The following is a 20,265-nucleotide window of genomic DNA, read 5'->3' on the forward strand; positions in this document are numbered from 1 at the left end:
ACTCCGGGGTTTTTCAGTTGATAGCGTGCGAGGATCAGATCTTTCCCGCGCGTTGCTGTGTCATCATGTAGACGTCGTAGCTGTATTCCGCGACCTGGGCGTAGAGGTAATGCTGGCCGCGGAAGGCCTTGATCGATTCCCAGATCTTCTTGAAGGTCGGGTTCGAGGCTTCCATTTCGGCATAGACCTCGTTCGACTTTTCGAAGCAGGCGTTCAGGATTTCCGTGCTGAACGGACGTAGCTTGGCGCCCTCGGCAACGACGCGCTTGATGGCGGCCGGGTTCAGGTAGTCGTATTTCTGCAGCATGTTGGCGTCGGTCGCCTGGGCTGCGGTGCGCAGCAGCGACTGATAGGCCTTCGGCAGGCCCTCATAGGCCGCTTTGTTGAACATGAAATGCACGGTCGGGCCGCCTTCCCACCAGCCGGGATAGTAGTAATAGGGGGCGACTTTATAGAAGCCGAGCTTTTCGTCGTCATAGGGGCCGACCCATTCAGCCGCATCGATCGTGCCCTTTTCCAGGGCCGGATAGATGTCGCCGCCGGCGATCTGCTGCGGCACGACGCCAAGGCGCTCCACCACCTTGCCGGCAAAGCCGCCGATACGCATCTTCAGGCCCTTGAGATCGGCGACGGTGTTGATTTCCTTGCGGAACCAGCCGCCCATCTGCACGCCGGTATTGCCGCCGGGAAAACCGACCAGCCCTTGCGTTGCCAGGAATTCGTTGAAGAGATCGATGCCGCCGCCGTGATACTGCCAGGCGTTCATCCCGCGGGCGTTGAGCGCGAAGGGAACGGCGGCTCCCAGTGCCCAGACCGGATCCTTGCCCCAATAATAATAGGAGACCGTGTGGCAGGCTTCGACCGTGGCCGCCGACGCCGCATCGGCAGCCTGTAGGCCGGGCACGATTTCACCGGCAGCAAAGACCTGGATGGTGAAATTGCCGTCTGTCGCTTCCGACACATATTTCGACAGCACTTCCGCGCCGCCATAGATCGTATCGAGCGACTTCGGGAATGATGACGCCAGGCGCCAGTTGATTTTCGGATTGCTCTGAGCAATGGCCGGAGCCGCAAGGGCCGCGGCGGCAACCGAGCCCGCACCGGCAACGCCGGCTTTCCTCAGAAATGAACGACGATCCATCTATGTACTCCCCCCAGGATACGAGCGGGCGGGTTGGCCCGCTCTTCGTGATCACGCTGCAACTAATCATGTCGTTCGATGCGTTTCAAGCGCACCGAACGATCTGCAACCGCTGATTTTCCAAGGATATCGGGAAGGCCAAATTCAGGCGCCGTCCGGCTTCATGATCGTCTCCCGGAGGAAGCTGTAACCCAGGGCGATACGCGCCGCGAGGTCGCTCGACGCGCCATCGCCGCCGTGGCCGCCGGAACCGAATTCGTGGAACAGCGGATGGTGGCCGAGCTCTTCCATCCGCGCCGCGAACCGCCGCGCATGCGAAGGATGAACCCGGTCGTCATTGCTGGAGCTTTCGACATAGATCGGCGGATAGGTGAGGTCCGAGGCGGGCTTAAGATTGTGCAGCGGCGAGTAGGAGAGCAGGTAGTCGCGATCCGCCAGGTCGTCGGGATTACCATATTCGTCGATCCAGGCCTGGCCTGCGGGGAAGGTGTGGAAGCGGGTCATGTCCAGCACCGGTACCTGGCACCAGATCGCGCCGAAATCCCTAGGATAGCGGGTCAGCATCGCGCCGGTCAAAAGCCCGCCATTGCTGCCGCCATTGGCGGCGATGCGCGACGGCTTGGTATAGCCGCGAGCAACGAGATCGCGGGCGATGGCGGCAAAGTCGGCAAATGCCCTATGGCGGCCATGGCCCTTGGCGGAGCGATGCCAGTTCGGCCCGAGCTCACCGCCGCCGCGAATATAGGCCTGCACATAGGCACCCCCCTGTTCCAGCCAGCGGCCGATGACGCCGGAATAGTTGGGGCTGAGCGAGACATCGAAGCCGCCATAGCCGTAGAGCAGCACCGGCAGTTCGCCTTCTGTCCAGGTCTTCGGCAAGACCAGCCGATACGGCACCTTCGTGCCGTCCTCGGATGTGGCCTCGAGCAATTCGGAGGTCATGTCGTCGCTGTCGAAATAGGCGGGCGAGCTGGCACCCTGAATGAGTTCGAGCGGCTTCTTGCGGTTGGAAAGTTCCAGACGATAGCAGGTTGGCGGCCGCAGGAAGCCTTCGCCATAGACCTGTAGCGTGTCGTCGCCGAGATGCAGTTCGGAATAAAGCGGCTGAAGCGCAATCGTCTCGACATCCGCCGGCAGTGGGATCTCCTGGATCTCCGCATCCGGCTTGGTCAGATCCAGGACGAAAAGACGGGGCTGCAGATTGTCGGAGACGACGAAGACGCACCATTCGCGCATGAGAAGGAATTGCGATACGGACTGCCGCTCACTGGGCGATATCAGCACGCGCGTCGCCTCGGCGCTGATATCGCCAGCCTGGCGCGGCAAGGGCTGCAGCGCCAGAGCGCCGGCGGCGATGCGCTCATCGGTCTTGGCGAGCCAGAGGCAATAGGAATAGTTGAACTGGACGTCGATTTCCCTCGGCAGATCGATCCGCCGCAGGGAAAAATCCGGATCCTTGACGAAGACGCTGCAACTGCCGATCTCGTGGCCAGTGATGAACAGGCGGATCGGCCTGGCGGTCCCCTTCTTCGCGATGCCGGAGAGCACCGGATCGATGACCACGCAGGATCCGTAGACATCCGTATCGGCGGTGGCGTAGAGCAGCGGCGCGTTCGCCGGCGCCTGACCGCGCTTCAAGCGCCGGCCGACGCGGGGCCAGCCGGAGCGCGTCGCGGAGAGACGGTCGATCGAGCCGAAATAGGCGATCTCATCGCGGCTGAGCCAGGTTGCATGGCAACGTGCCGGCGGCGTATCGAAGCCGCCTTCGACGATGCTCTTGGCCTCGCAATCGAACTCCAGCAACCGCCCGAGATCGGAGCCGCCGTCGGAGAGGCAGATCAGCACCCTCGTTTGTTCCCAGGGGCAGGTGATCGCGCCGCGCCAGATCCAGAGTTTGTTCTCCGCCCCGCAGAAGGCGTCGAGATCGAAGATCGGCTCCCAGGGAGCGCTCGGCACCGGGTCCAGGTCGGCCGGAAGTCGCCGCCACACGCCAAGCGGATGATCCGCGCTGCGGTGAAAATCGAACAGCCACTTGCCGCGGCGAACCGGCTGGATCAGCCGGTCCTCGCGCTCGATCATCGCCTTGATCGCCGCGCTGTCTGCCTCGAATTCGGGCGTGACGAGAGCCCGCTCCGACTGCGCATTCCTCTCGGCGACGAATTGCAGGGTGAGGGGATCGTCGTCGTGCTCGAGATGGAGATGCATAAGATACCTGATACGCTATTGATGATGTGAATCGCATATAAACAAATCAAAATGCATCCGGAGAAGCAACCGTGCTTCTCCAAGCGCATCCCATCATACAGATTTCTGCTGTCTATCCGCCTCAGCGCACCATCTTGATATCGGCCTGGGCGACCAGATCCGAAGTCGGCTTGGGGGCAGCTTTGTACTTCAGCGTCACGACCTTGTAGCCCTCTTTTTCCATGCGTGTCAGAAGGGCCGGCAGCATGGTGGCGGTGCGTTGGTGGATGTCGTGCATCAGGACGATGCCGCGCCCGCGCTTGCGCAGCTCGTTCATGGTGCGCGCTGCGACGGCGGCGGGCGACAGGGTGAAATAGTCCTTGCTGTCGACATCCACATCCATGATCACAAGATCACGCATGGTGACGGCCGCGCGCAGGCGCCTGGAATCAGCAAGATAAGGGAAGCGGAAGAAGGGGACATCCGTGCCGACGACCTTTGCAACGGCGTTTTTGCCGCGCATGATCTCGGCCATCGCCATGTCGAAGCTCATCTTGTCGAGATCGGCATGACGGAAGGTGTGGCTGCCGATGGTTTCGCCTGCAGCAACGACCTTGAGTGCTGTCTCCGGATGCGCCTGCGCCATCTCGCCGACCATCATGAAGGTCGCCTTGACGCCGAACCTGTCGAGGGTTGCGAGAATGCGCTCCGTCTTGCCGGGGGCGGGGCCGTCATCGAAGCTCAGGATGACTTCCCTGTCGGCGAGTTTCAGCTCTTGCAGCGAGGAGACTTCCAGCGTGCGCCCGGCGAGCGTGTGAGAGCGGCCTTCGTCGCTTGTTTCTCGCGTCTCAGCATCGGTGCTCGCCCATTTGGACGGCTCCATGTCGATGGGGTCGTTGGCCTTCAACGCCTTGCGTTGCGGTTCTTCGGCGGCAAAGCTCGTCTTCAGCGAAGCCTCGCCCCCTGGCTTCGTGGCGCAACCGGCAAGGGACAGGGACACGGCAAGGCCGGCCAATAGGAGACGGTAGGTCATCGGAAGCGCTCAACATATGTGATTGAATGTTGGGCGTATTTTCTCCGACTATGGTTAATGATCGGTTAGGATCGGTGTGCGGCCGCCACCGGAGTCAACCGTTCTAACCGGCCATCGCGCTTTCATATTCCGAGGAAAGCTCGAGCCACTGCTCCTCGGCGGCGGCAAGCTTCTCCGCTGCGTCGGAGCGCTGCTTGGCCTTCTCGGCAGCCTTTGCGGGTGCCTTCTCGTAGAGCGCGGGATCCGCAAGTTCCACATCAAGCGCCTGAATCAGTTTCTCCAGCTTAGCCGTCAAGGATTCGATTTCGTTGATCTTTTTCCGGAGCGGCGCGAGCGAAGCACGGCGGTCGGCATTGAGCTTGCGCTGATCCGCCTTCGAGACGGCATCGTCGGTGCCATTCGCCTTGGCCTTGTCGTCCCTGGCCTTGGGGCTGGCGACCACGAGGCTGCGGTATTCTTCAAGGTCGCCGTCGAAGGTGGAAACCGTGCCGTCGCGCACCAGCCAAAGCTGATCGACAGTCGCCTCGATCAGATGGCGGTCGTGCGAGATCAGGATGACGGCGCCGGAATAGTCGTTCAGCGCCTGGATCAGCGCATTGCGGCTGTCGATGTCGAGATGGTTGGTCGGTTCGTCGAGGATCAGCAGGTTCGGCGCGTCGAAGGCGGCAAGGCCCATCAGCAGCCGAGCCTTCTCACCACCGGAAAGATCCTTCACCGGCGTGTCCATCTTCTCGGTCGCAAGCCCCATCTGCGCGACGCGGGCGCGCACCTTCGGTTCCGGCGCGTCGGGCATGCGGCGGCGCACATGTTCGACGGCGGTCTGGTTCGGCACGAGGTCGTCGAGCTGATGCTGCGCGAAGAAGCCGATCTTCAGGTTCGGCGCGAGCTTCACGTCGCCGCTATCGGCATCGAGACGGCCGGAGACGAATTTGGCGAAGGTGGATTTGCCGTTGCCGTTCGAGCCGAGGAGTGCGATGCGATCGTCGGCGTCGATGCGCAGGTTGAGGCGCTTGAGGATCGGCTTGCCGGGCTCGTAGCCGACAGCACCTCCGGTGACGGCGATGATCGGCGATGCCGCCTGCTTTTCCGGCTCGGGAAAGCTGAAGCCCATCACATGATCTTCGATGACGGCGGCGACCGTGCCCATGCGCTCCAGCGCCTTGACGCGCGACTGCGCCTGCCGCGCCTTCGTTGCCTTGGCCTTGAAGCGGTCGATGAAGCTCTGCAGGTGCTTGCGCGCCGCATCGTTTTTGGCCTTGGCCTTGTTCTGCAGCTCGTCGGCCTCCGCCTTCTGCCGCTCGAACTGGTCGTAGGAGCCGCGATAGAAGGTGAGCTTCTTCTGGTCGAGATGGACGATGGCGTTGACGGCCGTGTTCAGCAGATCGCGGTCATGCGAGATGATGATGACCGTGTGCGGGTAGCGGCGGATATAGTCTTCGAGCCAGAGCGTGCCTTCAAGATCGAGATAGTTGGTCGGTTCGTCGAGCAGCAGCAGATCCGGCTCGGAGAACAGCACGGCCGCAAGCGCCACGCGCATGCGCCAGCCGCCGGAAAAGGAAGAGGCGGGGCGGTGCTGCGCCTCATGGTCGAAGCCGAGACCGGCCAGAATGCTGGCGGCGCGCGCTTCGGCCGAATGAGCACCGATATCGGCAAGCCGGGTCTGGATGTCAGCGATGCGGTGCGGATCGGTCGCCGTCTCGGCCTCTGCCAGCAGGGCAGTGCGCTCCTTGTCGGCTTTCAGCACGATCTCGATCAGTGGCTCTTCCGTACCCGGCGCTTCCTGTGCCACCTGGCCGATGCGGGCGTTACGCGGGATCGCGACCGATCCGCTCTCAGCGGCGAAATCGCCGGTGATCACCCGGAACAGTGTCGATTTGCCGGCGCCATTCTTGCCGACAAGCCCAGCTTTTGTGCCCGCCGGAAGCGTCACGTTGGCATGGTCGATGAGAAGACGGCCGGCAATGCGGGCGGAAAGGTCGGAAATCGAAATCATGGCGCGGTTTTGGCGGAACTCCGCGCTGAAGGCAAGAGCTGGAAAGCCCTTAGGCGAGGGTGTTGCGTACTTGCACCGGGAGGTTGGCGCAGTCTCGCAGCCGCTCGGTCAGCTCGGTCTCGTAAAGCAGCAGATTGCTGAGCGAGGCGTTAAGACAGTCCATGGCGTCGTCGGCCGGCGCCGCCGCGTCGATCTCGCGGGTGAAACGCTGTTTTTTCCTCAGCCCTTCAGCCAGTTGATTGGCCACTTCGCGCAGCATCTCGGCCGCATCACTCTCGGATTTCCGGGCGACCAGGCCGCAATGGCTGACGAGGTGATGTTTCAAGCCGATATCGTCGAGTTTGGTTTGCGACGGGGCAGGGCCGAGGGACGCGATCTCGCTGGCGATCCCGCGATCATGGCCGTAAAGCGCCTCATGGAAGAGCTGGTAGTTGCGCGGCAGGCTTTTGACCTTCAGCTTGGCCATATGACGGCCGATTGTCTCAAGCTCGGTTTCCGCCTCGCCATTGTCATCGTCGATGGAATATGCCGAAACATTTGCCTTCGAACTCTTCATGCCTGCTCTCTAATTTGCCACCCGGCTGATATATCTCTCCAATTTGCAGGCTCGCAGGTTAAGGCAACATGAACGAAACGTCTTATCGGCGTGATCTTGCATCAAAATTAGACGGCATGACAATGCGCGGCTGCAATCGGGTGCCGATGGCTCGCGTGTGACTTTACATCCAGCGTCTTCCTTCTCCGCGCAGGAAGTAGATCAGGTCGAGTTCCAGCGACGGTTTGCCCAAGGCTGTCAGCGTCATGTGACATTGGCCGCGGTGATGGGTCTGATGGTTGAAGAACTGTGCGACCGCGGCTCTCAACGGATGGGTAATGGCGCCCGGCCGGGTGACCGGTGAATAGGTGATGTCTGCTGCAAGCCGGGCATCGTCGAGTGTTTCGACCCAATCGATGATACGCTGGTCCTCGGCCGCGCGCGCGGCACGGAGATCGGCGAGAGCGTCATGCGGAATGGCGTTCAGTATCGCCGCGGCCTCGCCGGTGCCTGTGAAACGGTGCATCCACATGCGGTCTGCGACCAGCAGATGGTTGAGCGTGTTGCGCAAGGAGCCGAAGAAGGCGCCGCGGTTTTCGTGAAATTCCGCATCGCTGAGCTGAGCAGCCGCATCATATAGCAGGGTATTGGCCCAGCGATTGTAGTGGGCAAACATTCCGAAGTGTCTGAGCATATTGGTTCTCCTCCGCGAGCTTTGCGGCAAGCCTAGAATAAAATTGAGCAAATGAGACTGATGGCATCAACGAAATTTGCTGATGGGATTGTCGTTCCTCCGCCAACCTGCCTCCGAATCGCCTCTCCAGACTGTGACAGCGGCGTGAAATTGGCGCATGCCCCTTGTTTTCAGGCTGTGGGGCGGGTAAAGACCGCCCACTTTTCTCTGAATACAAGGAATTGACCCATGGCGATTGAACGCACTTTTTCGATGATCAAGCCGGACGCAACCAAGCGTAACCTGACTGGCGCCATCACCAAGATTTTTGAAGACAATGGCCTGCGCGTCATCGCTTCCAAGCGCGTCTGGATGAGCAAGCGCGAGGCCGAAGGCTTCTACGCCGTTCACAAGGAACGTCCTTTCTTCGGCGAACTCGTCGACGGCATGACCTCCGGCCCGACCGTCGTTCAGGTCCTGGAAGGCGAAGGCGCCATCCTGAAGAACCGCGAAATCATGGGTGCTACCAACCCGGCCAACGCCGCTGAAGGCACGATCCGCAAGATCCACGCCCTGTCGATCGGCGAAAATTCCGTTCATGGCTCCGACGCTCCGGAAACTGCTGCCGTCGAAATCGCCTACTGGTTCTCCGAAACCGAAATCGTCGGCTGAATCAGTCACTCAGCCTGCGCGCTGAAGAGACTGAATTGATTGAGAAAAAGCCGGGGCCTTGCGCTCCGGCTTTTTCATGCCGGGCAGGCGGTATCGTGCCCATAGTCGACGCTGCCGTCGCTTTTGAAGACATCCGGATTTTCCGTGTAGACCGGGCCGACGACAAGCGGCTTCGTCGGCAGCACGGTCTGGTCGAGGTCGGATTTCACCTCGGTCTTGATGGTCTGGATCGTCTTGTCGCTGGCATCGACCAGCCTGATCGAGACAGAATAGGGGCGATCCTTGCGCACACAGCGCAGATCCGGGCTCTCGAGCGTGATCTTGTCCCAGAACGCAAAGATCTTCTGCCGCACCACCAGGGGATCGCCACCCGCCGGATTTTCGAATTCCGCAACCGCCGTCGTCCCTTCCGGGATCGGCGCGATCTTCTTCAGGGTGATCATGTAGCTCGCGGTCGCGACGCGATAGTTGAAGACGAAGAGCCGGCCGCTGAGTTCGGTCGGGCCGCTTTCCGGCTCTCGCTGACAGCCGGCAATGGTGAGCCCGGCGATTGCCGCCATCAAAACGATCGTTCCGGTCCTCATGGCGTGCTCTCCTCCTTTTTGCGGCGATAATGCCGGCTCGCCTTGGCGCGGTTGCCGCAGACCGCCATGTCGCACCAGGCCCGGCTCTTGTTTTTGCTGCGGTCGATGAACAGCCAGCCGCAGTTGCGGCAGATCTTCATGCGCTCGGGGTCTGGCATCGCGATCAGCCGCAAGGTGGAATAGACCGTCGCGGCATCGAGCCCATCGGGAGAGGCAGCTTGCCTCAGCACTTTCGATAGCGCTTCCAGCAAATCGGCCAGTAGCGCATCGGCACCGCGATCAAGGACACGGGCGCGGAAATAGCGGTCTATTGTTTCGCGGAGTGCGATGAAGTCAGGTCTGTTTTCCAGCCGTACCGGTAGGATGTCATCGAACAGCGCTCGCTCGGCGCAGAAATTCGCGGCTGCCTTTGGAAAACTCTCCATCTGCCCCGGCGCCTCGAAGCGGTCGGTGCGCCGCTCGTCGTCATGGCGCAGAATGACGCTGTTGGCGACATCCAGCGCCAGCGCGCCACCGGAAAAACGATGTGGAGTCCAGGAAAAGCTCATGCCGAAATTATAACTGGTAAAATTGGTTTTACCAGTTACTATTTACCAACTGGTCGGAGGATCAATGGCCTATCTCCTGCAGCAACTGGCGAATGCCGTTCCGCTCGCCGCGCTCTATGCGGCGCTGGCCTTCGGCTATGCCATTGCTTTTGGGGTGATGAAGCGGGCCGATATCACCTATGGGGCGCTCTTTGCCTTTGCCGGCCAGATGCTGGTCCTGTTCACTGACGTCGGCTATACGAGGCTCATCCTGATCCTGCCGGCGGCTCTTGCTTTCGGTGCTGCCATCGCGGCTTTCTATACCTTGGGAACAAGCCTTCTCGTCGGCCGCGCGATCATGCTGCCGCTGTCGCGCAAGTCGCCGAACACGGTGATCGTTGCGGCTCTCGGCATGATGATCATCCTGATGGAGACGGCGCGGCTTGCCTCCAATACGCGCGGCATCTGGCTGCCGCCTTTCCTGAACGATATGATCGTGTTCTGGGACAGCGGCGATTTCCGCGTCACGCTCACCAAGATCCAGCTCATCAACACGGCGCTGATGGTCCTGATGATCCTCGGTGGAGCCTATGTGCTTAGATATACCGGATGGGGCCGTATCTGGCGGGCGGTGACGGATGATGCGCTGGCCGCCGAGCTTTGCGGCACAAGCGCCAATCGCGTCTTTCTTCTGGCCTATGTCGCCTCCGCCCTGGTCGCGACCGTCTGCGGCCTGCTCGCGACGTCCTATTACGGCACGATGGATTTCGGCGCTGGGCTGATGTTCGGGCTGAAGGTGCTGCTGATCGCCGCTGTCGGCGGCTATTCCGATCCGCTGAAATCGGCGGGTGGGGCGGCACTGCTTGGCCTGTTCGAGACCTTGTGGGGCGCCTATGGCCCGTTCCTGTGGCGTGATTTCGTGATCTTCTCGCTGCTGGTCCTGCTGCTGGTGCTGAGCCGGCGCGAGCGCGTGGCTCCCTGAGAGCCTATTTGTCGCCGGCCCATTTCTCCCGCGCGGCATCGTCGGCATCCTTGGCCGAAACCCAGTCGCCTTCCGTGCCGTCCTTGGCGTGTTCCTTCTTCCAGAAGGGGGCAGAGGTTTTCAGGAAGTCCATGACGAAATTGGCGCCGTCGAAAGCGGCTTGCCGATGCGAGGCGGCGGCAATGACGAGGACGATGTTTTCACCGGGTGAAATCTTGCCGTAACGGTGAATGGCTGTCAGACCGCGCAGGTTAAATCGCTCGATGGCGAGCGTCGCGATGCGGGCGATCTCCGCTTCCGCCATGCCGGGATAGTGTTCAAGCTCCAGCGCGCCCAGTATTCCGCCTTCGTCGCGGCAGAGGCCGGAAAAGGTGACGACCGCGCCGATATCATGCCGCCCGTTCGTCAGGCGATCGATCTCGGTTTGGAGATCGAAGTCCTCACGCTGGACTTTGACGAGTGGTGAAGTCATCGCAATTTCCTTGTCGCACTCTCAAAGAGTTTACGGAGACTCCCGGCCCTTCGCTTTGGCTCAGGGCGTTCGTCGCTGCAATCGATTCACTGGATCGATTGCCCGGGCTTTGCCCGACCGCTCCTCACCCACCCGTCATCGGTGGGAATATGCCGATTTCGCGGGCGCCGGCGATCGGCTCGTCGTGATCGGCATGCTCCATATTGATGGCGACGCGGATCGCGTCGGGAAATTGAAGCGCCGTCTCGTATTCCTCGCCCAAGGTCTTCAAATGACTCAGGAGATCGCCAACGGTGATCACATCGACGGGAAGCGAAATCTCTTCCTCTCCCTTGCCGATCCGCTCCCGCACCCAGGCGAAATAAACGAGCTTCGTCATCATTCTTCGTCCACGATATGCTTCAATCCTGCGCGGAAATAGTCGTAGCCGGTATAGATCGTCAGCAGCGCCGCGATCCAGAGCAGGACGATGCCGAGTTCCGTCGTATAGGGTAGCACCTTGTCGCCCGCCGGCCCAGCCAGCAGGAAGGCGATGGCGACGAGCTGCGCGGTGGTCTTCCATTTGGCGATGCGCGTCACCGGCACGCTGACCTTCAGCGCCGCCAGATATTCGCGCAGGCCGGAGACGAGTATCTCACGGCACAGAATGATGATTGCCGCCCAGAGCGACCAGCCGGCGATGGTGCCGTCGGCAGCCACCAGCAGCAGGATCGAGGCGACCAGCAGCTTGTCGGCGATCGGGTCGAGCATGCGGCCGATATTCGAGGTCTGATTCCAGATGCGGGCCAGATAGCCGTCGAGGAAATCGGTGAGCGAGGCGATGATGAAGATCCAGAGCGCTACCCATCGCGCAAAATCGGATCCCTCCAACCTGCCTTCGACGAAGAAGCATAGGACGATCAGCGGTACGCAAAGGATGCGGCCATAGGTAAGCAGATTGGGAATGCTGTATGCGCGCGAAGCCATGGGATTCGTTTCGTTTCGGTTGTTTCACTGGACCGAAATGGACTTGTCCTTAAGGACGCCATCTCGTTCCAGTCATTTGATTTAGCATGATCTTGTCCAAAAACCGCTCAGCACTTTTTGAGACCATGTCCTAGATGATGGTTTGAGAACCTTACCGTCAACATTGTTTCTGTTTTTTCGTCGTTATTCCGTGGAATTTGCGACGGGTTGTTCTTATTTCGCGGCGTCTTCGTGAAAGTGGTTGTAAACCTGCGTCGCCACGGCTTCCGATATGCCTTCGACCGCCATCAGATCGGACAGTGCCGCGCGTGACACGGCCTTGGCGGTGCCGAAGTGTTGCAGCAGCGCCCGCTTGCGCGAGGGGCCGATGCCGCCGATTTCGTCCAGCGGGTTCTTGACCAGCTCCTTCTTGCGCCGCGCCCGGTGCGAGCCGATGGCGAAACGGTGTGCCTCGTCGCGCATGCGCTGGATGAAGTAGAGCACGGGATCGCGCGGCGGCAGGGTGAAGCTCTCGCGGGAAAGGGCGAAGAAGCGTTCGCGGCCGGCATCGCGGTCGACGCCCTTGGCAACGCCGATGGCGATGACGCTGTCGGTGATTCCCAGCTCTTCGAGAATGGCGCGCACCGCCGTCATCTGCCCCTGACCACCATCGATGAGGATGACATCCGGCCAGGCGGGGAAGGATTGATCGGCTGCATCCACGGCGGCAGCCTCCGCCGCGCCGCTGCGATCCGGTATGCCTTCTTCCTTCAACAGACGGGAGAAGCGCCTTGTCATGACTTCGCGCATCATGCCGAAGTCGTCGCCGGGCGTGATGTCGGTCGATTTGATGTTGAACTTGCGGTACTGGCCTTTGACGAAACCTTCCGGCCCGGCCACCACCATGCCGCCGACCGCATTCGTGCCCATGATGTGCGAGTTGTCGTAGATCTCGATGCGCTGCGGCACATAGGGAAGCTGAAACGTCTCCTTGAAGCCCTCGAGCAGCCGAGATTGCGAGGCCGTTTCGGCCAGCTTGCGGCCATGCGCCTCGCGGGCATTAGCAACGACGTGATCGACCAGATCGCGCTTCTCGCCGCGTTGCGGCACCAGGATCGAGACCTTGTGGCCAGCCTTTTCGCCGAGTGCGGCGGCCAGCAGCTCGATTTCCTCGACCGTTTCCGACAATAGGATCTGCTTCGGCACCGGCTTGTCGTCGTAGAACTGCGCCAGGAAGGAGTTCAGCACCTCGGCGCTGGAAAGCGATGGGTCGGCCTTCGGGAAATAGGCGCGGTTGCCCCAGTTCTGGCCGGTGCGGAAGAAAAACACCTGAATGCAGGAGATGCCGCCCTCGTGATGGATGGCAAAGACATCGGCCTCTTCGACGCCAGCGGGGTTGATGCCCTGATGGCTCTGCACATGCGACAGCGCCGCCAGCCGGTCGCGAAAGACGGCGGCGCGCTCGAAATCGAGGTCTTCGGCGGCGGCATTCATCGCCTCGGCCATATGCGCCTTGACGTTCTGGCTCTTGCCGGACAGGAAATCCTTTGCCTCCTGCACCAGCTCGGCATAGCCCTCGTCGCTGATCTCGTGGGTGCAGGGCCCGGAACAGCGCTTGATCTGGTAGAGCAGACAGGGGCGGGTGCGGGTTTCGAAGACGCTGTCGGCGCAGGTACGGATCAGGAAGGCGCGTTGCAGCGAATTGATGGTGCGGCCGACGGCGCCGGCTGAGGCGAAGGGGCCGAAATACTCGCCCTTGCGCGCCCGCGCGCCGCGATGCTTGAAGATTGCCGGTGCCCGATGATTGCCGGTGATGAGAATATAGGGAAAGGACTTGTCGTCCCGCAGCAACACATTGAAGCGCGGCCGCAAGCGCTTGATCAGATTCGCTTCCAGCAGCAGCGCTTCGGTCTCTGTGCGGGTGGTGACAAACTCCATGTTAGCGGTTTCGCGCACCATGCGGGCGATGCGGTTGGAATGCACCCGGCCCATCGCATAGTTGGCGACACGCTTCTTCAGGCTGCGCGCCTTGCCGACATAGAGCACGTCGCCGGCTTCGTTGAACATGCGATAGACGCCGGGATTGTTCGGCAGACGCTTGACGAATTCGGCGATCAGCTCGGCGCCGCGCAGGCCGGTTTCGTTCCTCCCGCCTTCGTTCCAGTCGACAGGCGCGACAGGGGAGGCGCCGGCATCGCTCTCTACCTCGATGTCGTCTTCAGTATCATCTGATTCGTCATAGAGAATGCCGCCGTCGGGCAGCTTTCGTCCGTTCATTCCATGCTCTCCGACACATCAGGCGTTTCCCAGGCAAGGTGCTGGCCGCCATCGAGCGCTATCATTTGGCCCGTGATCGAGGGCGTGTCAAAAAGAAAGCGGACGGTGCGGCCGAATTCCTCAAGCCCGGGCGCGGCCTTCAAAATGAGGCCATCGATCTGCGCCTGGAAATCCTCCTCCGTCTGCCGGATGCTGCGCACCGTCGGGCCTGGGCCGATGGCGTTGACACGGATGCGCGGCGCAAAGCTCTGCGCCATCGTCTGGGTCGCCGTCCAAAGCGCCGCCTTTGACAGCGTATAGGAATAGAAGCGCGGATTGAGCGCCCAGACGCGCTGGTCGACGATGTTGACGACCAGCCCTGGAATCCCCTCCGGAAGTTGGCGCGCGAAATCGGCTGCGAGGATAGAAGGCGCGCGGACATGCACGGCGAAATGCGCGTCAAAGGCTTCGGCATCGAATCGGTCGGCAGAATCACCCTGGAAAACAGAGGCGTTGTTGACCAGCAGATCCAGCGGTCCGAGCTCCGAAACGACCCTTTCGATCAGCGTCGACGTCTCCGCCGAATTTTGCAGGTCGGCCTTGATCGCAATCGCCTTTTTGCCCTGTTGCCGCAATGTTGCCGCAATCTCGACCGCCTCGGCGAACGATCGGTTGGCGTGTAGCGCCACCGCAAAGCCGTTCGCCGACAAATCCTCGGCCATTGCTCGGCCTATTCTTTTTGATGCACCTGTTATCAGCGCGGTGCGTAGTTTTTCCTGGCTCAAGATGCTGCCTTTTCCTCGCCGTTGCCCAACAGAAACTCATATAGGGCGTCGATACACCATATGAAATGGTGCTTATGCAACACAAGCGGCAACGATAACCAGTGTAAAGCTTTAGATATATTTGAGGTAAAATAAGTATACGCGCTTTAACCATTCGTTATGGTTAACAATTCGTCTGTTGCGCTGAAGCAACATCGAAATTCAGCCACGTGTGTGCCACAATGATATCATAATTTAGCTCTTCGATTTCCTCATTTGCATTCCAATTTCAGTGTCGATCCGGGAGGGGACATTTAGTAATTGCTCGTGGTGCTCCGAAGTCGACAACAGTAGACGAAGAACACGAGCCTGAAAGGAGAAAAGTATGCGTACTCTTATCAAGACCCTCATGGTCTCCGCCTTTGCTATTGGCGGCTTCAATGCAGCTTATGCAGCTGACGCCGTAGAGCAGATTCCGCAGCCGCCGGTCGCTCAGGAAGCGGCTCCGGCCATCAACAACTGGTCCGGTTTCTACATCGGTGGCGCTGGCGACTGGAACAAGGGTCACTTCAGCCGCAACGGTAACGGCTACGGCTTCGGCGGCGAGGCCTTCACCGGCTACAACTGGCAGCAGGGCCAGATCGTATACGGTGTTGAAGCCGACCTTGGTTACGCTGGCATCGACTCGACCCGCAACGGCCTGACTGCCAAGAACGGCGTCAACGGCTCGGTTCGCGGTCGTCTCGGTTACGACTTCAACCCGTTCATGCTGTACGGCACGGCCGGTCTGGCAATCGGCCAGAACAAGCTTTCCGACGATACCTCGTCTGACAGCAAGACGGCTGTTGGCTACACGGTTGGTGCAGGTGCTGAAACCTTCATCACCAACAACGTAACGGCTCGTCTCGAGTACCGTTACACCGACTACGGCAAGAAGAACTTCGACCTCGACTCCGGCAACTTCTCTCGCGGTTACGACGAGCAGAGCGTTAAGGTCGGTATCGGCGTGAAGTTCTAATAATCTGACAGCAATGTCTGACGAAGAAGCCGGGGTTTTGCCCCGGCTTTTTTCGTTTCAGCATGCTGGCGGCTCCGCGCATTCGTCATACGGGGGAGCTTGACGGCAATCAGCCCTGCGGCTTCATCGCCTGATAGTCGGGAAAATGCTTTTCGAACTTGCGCGCCCAGGCGATCAGGTCGGCATGATCTGCTTCCCATTCTCCTTCGAACCGCAGCTGCAGGTAGCCGAGCAGGGCGGCCAGGGCAAAGTGTCCGCCATGCAGCTTCTTGCCGATCTTCGGCGGCTCGGCATTGAGATGGGTGAGGGCGCGGCCGACCTTTGTCCACTGGCGGTCGATCCAGGGCTGATGCTGCTTGTCCGAATCGCGCAGCCGGCGTTCGTAAACGATCGACAGCAGGCATTCGGCGGTACCGTCGCAAAGCGCTTCCAGCACCTCGACTTCGGTGCGCTTGCCATCCTTGGCGGGATAAAGCGTCTTGCCCTTCATCCGGTGGAAATAATGCATGATGGAGCGGCTGTCGAAGATCGCTTCGCCGTCATCCGTCAGCAGCGTCGGGATCTTGCCGAGCGGATTGTTGTCGACCAGCACGTTCGGCCCGGCATTGGTATCGACGCGGATTTCGTTGAGCTCGATGCCGAGATGCCGGGCGGCCATCCGCACCTTGCTGGAAAAAGGAGAGGTGGACGAGCAGAGAAGCCTCATGGATTCACCTTGTCATGTGCGGAATGAAATTCAGTGTTCGCCGCGCAGCCAGAAGGCCCGTTGCGAGGCAAAACGATCCTGCGCCAGCATATCTTTCAGCGCCGGCAGCAGCGCGTGCAGCTCGTCCTTCAGCGTGAAGGGCGGATTGACGATGATGAGACCGGAGCCTGTCAGCCCGGTGAAGCCCCGGTCGCTCTTGACCGTCAGTTCGGCGCAGAGGACCTTGGGGATCTCCAATGCCTGCAGCGTCTCGTGGAAGGCCTTGATCGGCGCATCCTTCTTGATCGGATACCAGAGGCAATAGGTGCCGCCGGGAAAACGGCGCCAGGCTTTGGCAAGGCCATCCGCCAGCCGCTCATATTCGTCCTCTTCCTCGAAGGGCGGGTCGACCAGCACAATGCCGCGCTTCTCCTTCGGCGGCAGATGTGCGCCGAGCGCCAGCCAGCCATCGAGCTCGGTGATGCGCGCATGGTGGTCGCCCTCGAACAGCCGGTGCAGCCGCTGGAAGTCCTCGGGGTGCAGCTCCATCGCCGATAGCCGGTCCTGCGAGCGGAACAGCATGCGGGCGAGCTTCGGAGAACCGGGATAGAATTGCAGGCCGCCATCGGGGTTGAGTTCGCGAACGGCGGTCAGATAGGGTTCCAGCAGCTCGGCGAGCTGCGGCACGAGCTCGGCATCGAGAAGCCGGCCGATACCATCCTGCCATTCGCCGGTCTTCTGCGCCTCCTCCGAAGAGAGGTCGTAGAGCCCGATGCCGGCATGGGTATCCAGAACGCGGAACGCCTTGTCCTTGTTCTGCATGTAGCGGACGAGCCGGGCAAGCACTGCGTGCTTGAGCACATCGGCGAAATTGCCTGCGTGGTAGATATGCCGATAGTTCATTTTCGGTGAAGTCCGTATGAATTGTTGCGATGGGCGAGATTATGCCTTTTGGCCGGACATGGCTTGAAATATACAAATACGATGAACATTGCGACCCCCATTCCCACCAAATCCAAGATAGGCCACACGGCCTGTCCGCACGACTGTCCCTCCACCTGCGCGCTGGAGATCGATCTGACCGAGGATGGCAAGGTCGGTCGGGTGCGCGGCGCAAGGGACCATTCCTATACGTCGGGCGTCATTTGCGCCAAGGTCGCCCGCTATGCCGAGCGGCTTTATCATCCCGACCGGCTGATGAAGCCGTTGCGCCGCGCTGGCGCCAAGGGCGAGGGACGCTGGCAGGAGCTCTCCTGGGACGACGCGCTGGACGAGATCGCCAATGCCTTCGTCAAGGCCGAGGCGCGGGACGGCAGCGAGGCTGTCTGGCCCTATTATTACGCCGGCACCATGGGCCTGGTGCAGCGCGACAGCATCAATCGCCTGCGCCATGCCAAGCGCTATTCCGGCTTCTTCTCCTCGATCTGCACCAATCCCGCCTGGACCGGCTTCACCATGGCGACGGGCACGCTGCGCGGCCCCGATCCCCATGAAATGGGCCGTACCGACTGCGTCGTCATCTGGGGCACCAATGCCGTCGCCACCCAGGTCAATGTGATGACCCACGCGGTGAAGTCGCGCAAGGAGCGCGGCGCTAAGATCGTCGTCATCGATATCTACGACAATCCGACGATGAAGCAGGCCGATCTGGCGCTGATCGTCAAGCCGGGCACGGATGCGGCGCTGGCCTGCGCCGTCATGCACGTCGCCTTCCGTGATGGCTATGCCGACCGTGCCTATATGGCTAAATTTGCCGACGATCCTGCCGGTCTGGAAGCGCATTTGCAGACGAAGACGCCGGAATGGGCGGCGGCTATCACCGGCCTGTCGGTCGATGAGATCGAAGCCTTTGCCAGGCTCGTTGGCACCACGAAGAAATCCTATTTCCGCCTCGGCTACGGCTTCACCCGCCAGCGCAACGGTGCCGTGGCCATGCATGCGGCGGCTTCGATCGCTACCGTGCTCGGCTCCTGGCAATATGAGGGCGGCGGTGCCTTCCATTCCAACAGCGATATCTTCCGCATCGATGGCAGCGAGCTGACCGGTCGTTCGATGCTGGATCAGGATGTCCGCATGATCGACCAGTCGCAGATCGGCCGGGCGCTCACCAGCGATGCCGTGGCGCTGCGCCATCGCGGGCCGGTGACGGCCATGCTGATCCAGAACACCAATCCGGTGAACATCGCGCCGGAACAGCGGCTGGTAAAGCGCGGCTTTGCCCGCAACGACCTCTTCGTCGCCGTGCACGAACAATTCATGACCGATACCGCCGAAATGGCCGATATCGTCATTCCGGCCACCATGTTCGTCGAGCATGACGATATCTACCGTGCCGGCGGCCAGAACCACATTCTGCTCGGCCCCAAGCTGGTCGAGCCGCCTTCGACCGTGCGCAGCAATCTCTTCGTCATCGAGGAACTGGCCAAGCGCCTTGGCGTCGCCGATCGTCCCGGCTTCGGTTTTTCCGCACGCGAAATGGTGGACCGTATCCTGTCGGATAGTGGCCTGCCGGATTACGATTATTTTCTCGAGCATAAATGGTTCGACCGTCAGCCGGCTTTCGAGGAAGCGCATTTCCTCAACGGTTTTGCCCATTCCGACGGCAGGTTCCGTTTCCGCCCGGACTGGGTCAACCAGCCCGCTCCGAACCGCCCGCCGGAAGCCGTTGGCTTGCTCGGCCCGCACATTGAGCTGCCGGAGTTTCCCGATCAGGTCGATGTCATCGAAGTCGCCGATCCGGATCATCCCTTCCGGCTTGCCACCTCGCCGGCACGCAATTTCCTGAATTCGAGCTTTGCGGAGACCAAGACCTCGCGCCAGAAGGAAGGCCGCCCGGAGGTGATGATCAATCCCGCGGACGCCGCAGCGCTTGAGGTCATCGAAGGCGATCTCGTCCAGATCGGCAATGTCAGGGGCGACATCCGCCTCCATGCGCGCATCACGACGGAGGTAAAGCCCGGCGTGTTGATCGCCGAGGGCCTGTGGCCGAACAAGGCGCATGTGGATGGCGAGGGGATCAATGTGCTCACCGGCGCCGATCCCGTCGCGCCCTATGGCGGCGCGGCTGTCCACGACAACAAGGTTTGGCTGCGCAAGGATGCGAAATGAATAAGTTTGAAAAGGCCAAGGTCGAGATCGTCAGCGAGAAGACGCTCTCGGATCAATGGACACGGCTCAGCAACTACGACATCGACTATACGGATTCCAGCGGCGAGACGCACCGGCTGAAGCGCGAGATCTATCACCGCACGCCGGCCGCCTGCATCTTGCTCTACGATCCCAAGCGCGAGACGGTCATCCTCGTGCGGCAGTTCCGCCTGCCGGCCTATCTCACCGGCTTTCCCGCCTGGATGATCGAAGTGCCGGCCGGCTTGCTCGATGGCGATCATCCGGAAGAGGCGATCCGCCGCGAGGCGATGGAGGAAACCGGTTTCCGGGTCCGCGATATCAGGTTTCTTTTCAAGACATTCACCTCGCCCGGCGCGGTCACCGAAATCATCCATTTCTTCGCCGCTGTCGTCGACACCACCGACCGTATCGCTGATGGCGGCGGGCTTGCCGACGAACATGAGGACATCGAGGTGCTCGAAGTCCGGCTGGCCGACGCGGTGGCGATGATCGAAGCGGGCGAGATCTATGACGCCAAGACGGTCATGTTGCTGCAATGGGCGGCACTGAACAAGGCGAGCTTGGGATAGGCCGTTTGGAAGCGTGCGAGCACTGTCAAAATCAGTGCTACGATCTTCATCACGGCGTCACGAATCGCGCCTATCGGGAGGCATTCGCCGGATAGGTCCGGAC

Annotated in this window: 20 protein-coding genes; 5 read left to right on the forward strand and 15 right to left on the reverse strand. The window is 60.8% G+C overall.

The annotated features are described in order from the left end of the window. Window positions 1-34 precede the first annotated feature (34 nt). From PMI03_RS28735 to PMI03_RS28760, 6 genes are all read right to left on the reverse strand, one after another. Complete coding sequence (locus PMI03_RS28735; RefSeq protein ID WP_007702551.1) at window positions 35-1,141, reverse strand: TRAP transporter substrate-binding protein; 1,107 nt, start codon at window positions 1,139-1,141, stop codon at window positions 35-37. Between the two features lie 144 nt (window positions 1,142-1,285). Continuing rightward, a complete protein-coding gene (locus PMI03_RS28740; protein WP_007702554.1) occupies window positions 1,286-3,346 on the reverse strand; it encodes a prolyl oligopeptidase family serine peptidase in 2,061 nt (686 codons plus the stop codon). Window positions 3,347-3,467: 121 nt separating this feature from the next. Continuing rightward, complete coding sequence (locus PMI03_RS28745; RefSeq protein ID WP_007702563.1) at window positions 3,468-4,358, reverse strand: polysaccharide deacetylase family protein; 891 nt, start codon at window positions 4,356-4,358, stop codon at window positions 3,468-3,470. A 103-nt stretch (window positions 4,359-4,461) separates the two neighbouring features. Then, complete coding sequence (locus PMI03_RS28750) at window positions 4,462-6,351, reverse strand: ABC-F family ATP-binding cassette domain-containing protein (RefSeq protein WP_007702566.1); 1,890 nt, start codon at window positions 6,349-6,351, stop codon at window positions 4,462-4,464. Window positions 6,352-6,400: 49 nt separating this feature from the next. Further along, the gene (locus PMI03_RS28755; RefSeq protein WP_007702568.1) at window positions 6,401-6,907 is read right to left on the reverse strand and encodes a hypothetical protein; all 507 of its coding nucleotides are present in this window, start codon (window positions 6,905-6,907) and stop codon (window positions 6,401-6,403) included. A gap of 163 nt (window positions 6,908-7,070) precedes the next feature. Then, complete coding sequence (locus PMI03_RS28760) at window positions 7,071-7,580, reverse strand: DinB family protein (protein WP_007702571.1); 510 nt, start codon at window positions 7,578-7,580, stop codon at window positions 7,071-7,073. A gap of 228 nt (window positions 7,581-7,808) precedes the next feature. Here PMI03_RS28760 and ndk point away from each other — a divergent pair, with 228 nt between their 5' ends. Beyond that, window positions 7,809-8,231 carry a nucleoside-diphosphate kinase gene (gene ndk, locus PMI03_RS28765; protein WP_007702574.1) on the forward strand — a complete coding sequence of 141 codons (423 nt, stop codon included), beginning with the start codon at window positions 7,809-7,811 and terminating at the stop codon, window positions 8,229-8,231. A gap of 74 nt (window positions 8,232-8,305) precedes the next feature. Here the strand turns inward: ndk and PMI03_RS28770 are convergent, their stop codons facing one another. Both PMI03_RS28770 and PMI03_RS28775 read right to left on the reverse strand, forming a co-directional pair. Further along, complete coding sequence (locus PMI03_RS28770) at window positions 8,306-8,815, reverse strand: hypothetical protein (protein ID WP_007702583.1); 510 nt, start codon at window positions 8,813-8,815, stop codon at window positions 8,306-8,308. Continuing rightward, complete coding sequence (locus PMI03_RS28775) at window positions 8,812-9,363, reverse strand: CGNR zinc finger domain-containing protein (protein WP_007702585.1); 552 nt, start codon at window positions 9,361-9,363, stop codon at window positions 8,812-8,814. Before PMI03_RS28775 ends, PMI03_RS28770 begins: the two co-directional genes overlap by 4 nt. A 64-nt stretch (window positions 9,364-9,427) precedes the next feature. Here PMI03_RS28775 and PMI03_RS28780 point away from each other — a divergent pair, with 64 nt between their 5' ends. After that, on the forward strand, window positions 9,428-10,324 hold the full coding sequence (locus PMI03_RS28780) for a branched-chain amino acid ABC transporter permease (protein ID WP_007702588.1): 897 nt from the start codon (window positions 9,428-9,430) through the stop codon (window positions 10,322-10,324). Between the two features lie 4 nt (window positions 10,325-10,328). On the opposite strand, the gene PMI03_RS28785 is transcribed toward PMI03_RS28780, so the two are convergent. From PMI03_RS28785 to PMI03_RS28805, 5 genes are all read right to left on the reverse strand, one after another. Continuing rightward, the gene (locus tag PMI03_RS28785) at window positions 10,329-10,796 is read right to left on the reverse strand and encodes a molybdenum cofactor biosynthesis protein MoaE (RefSeq protein ID WP_007702590.1); all 468 of its coding nucleotides are present in this window, start codon (window positions 10,794-10,796) and stop codon (window positions 10,329-10,331) included. A gap of 124 nt (window positions 10,797-10,920) precedes the next feature. After that, window positions 10,921-11,175: a molybdopterin converting factor subunit 1 gene (moaD, locus tag PMI03_RS28790; RefSeq protein WP_007702597.1), complete on the reverse strand. Its 255-nt coding sequence runs from the start codon at window positions 11,173-11,175 to the stop codon at window positions 10,921-10,923. Beyond that, complete coding sequence (gene pgsA, locus PMI03_RS28795) at window positions 11,175-11,762, reverse strand: CDP-diacylglycerol--glycerol-3-phosphate 3-phosphatidyltransferase (RefSeq protein ID WP_007702600.1); 588 nt, start codon at window positions 11,760-11,762, stop codon at window positions 11,175-11,177. The genes moaD and pgsA overlap by 1 nt, the downstream gene beginning before the upstream one ends. A gap of 213 nt (window positions 11,763-11,975) precedes the next feature. Further along, entirely contained in the window at window positions 11,976-14,018 is a 2,043-nt protein-coding gene (gene uvrC, locus PMI03_RS28800; RefSeq protein ID WP_007702602.1) for an excinuclease ABC subunit UvrC, read from the reverse strand. Beyond that, window positions 14,015-14,782 (reverse strand): SDR family oxidoreductase, encoded by a 768-nt coding sequence (locus tag PMI03_RS28805; protein ID WP_012651199.1) that lies wholly within the window; start codon window positions 14,780-14,782, stop codon window positions 14,015-14,017. Before PMI03_RS28805 ends, uvrC begins: the two co-directional genes overlap by 4 nt. Window positions 14,783-15,146: 364 nt before the next feature. On the opposite strand from PMI03_RS28805, the gene PMI03_RS28810 reads away from it, so the two are divergent. After that, window positions 15,147-15,779, forward strand: a complete 633-nt coding sequence (locus PMI03_RS28810; protein ID WP_007702612.1) for an outer membrane protein — start codon at window positions 15,147-15,149, stop codon at window positions 15,777-15,779. A 109-nt stretch (window positions 15,780-15,888) separates the two neighbouring features. Here PMI03_RS28810 and PMI03_RS28815 read toward each other — a convergent pair whose 3' ends face one another. After that, window positions 15,889-16,485, reverse strand: coding sequence for a glutathione S-transferase (locus PMI03_RS28815; protein ID WP_007702615.1), 597 nt, complete (start codon window positions 16,483-16,485; stop codon window positions 15,889-15,891). Window positions 16,486-16,515: 30 nt separating this feature from the next. Then, on the reverse strand, window positions 16,516-17,367 hold the full coding sequence (locus PMI03_RS28820) for a 23S rRNA (adenine(2030)-N(6))-methyltransferase RlmJ (RefSeq protein ID WP_007702617.1): 852 nt from the start codon (window positions 17,365-17,367) through the stop codon (window positions 16,516-16,518). An 81-nt stretch (window positions 17,368-17,448) separates the two neighbouring features. Here PMI03_RS28820 and PMI03_RS28825 point away from each other — a divergent pair, with 81 nt between their 5' ends. Both PMI03_RS28825 and PMI03_RS28830 read left to right on the forward strand, forming a co-directional pair. Beyond that, a complete protein-coding gene (locus tag PMI03_RS28825; RefSeq protein ID WP_012651200.1) occupies window positions 17,449-19,572 on the forward strand; it encodes a molybdopterin-dependent oxidoreductase in 2,124 nt (707 codons plus the stop codon). Next, window positions 19,569-20,162: an NUDIX domain-containing protein gene (locus PMI03_RS28830; protein ID WP_007702622.1), complete on the forward strand. Its 594-nt coding sequence runs from the start codon at window positions 19,569-19,571 to the stop codon at window positions 20,160-20,162. Before PMI03_RS28825 ends, PMI03_RS28830 begins: the two co-directional genes overlap by 4 nt. The last annotated feature ends 103 nt before the right edge of the window (window positions 20,163-20,265 follow it).

The sequence above is a fragment of the Rhizobium sp. AP16 genome, assembly GCF_000281735.1.
Taxonomy (GTDB): Bacteria; Pseudomonadota; Alphaproteobacteria; order Rhizobiales; family Rhizobiaceae; genus Rhizobium; species Rhizobium rhizogenes.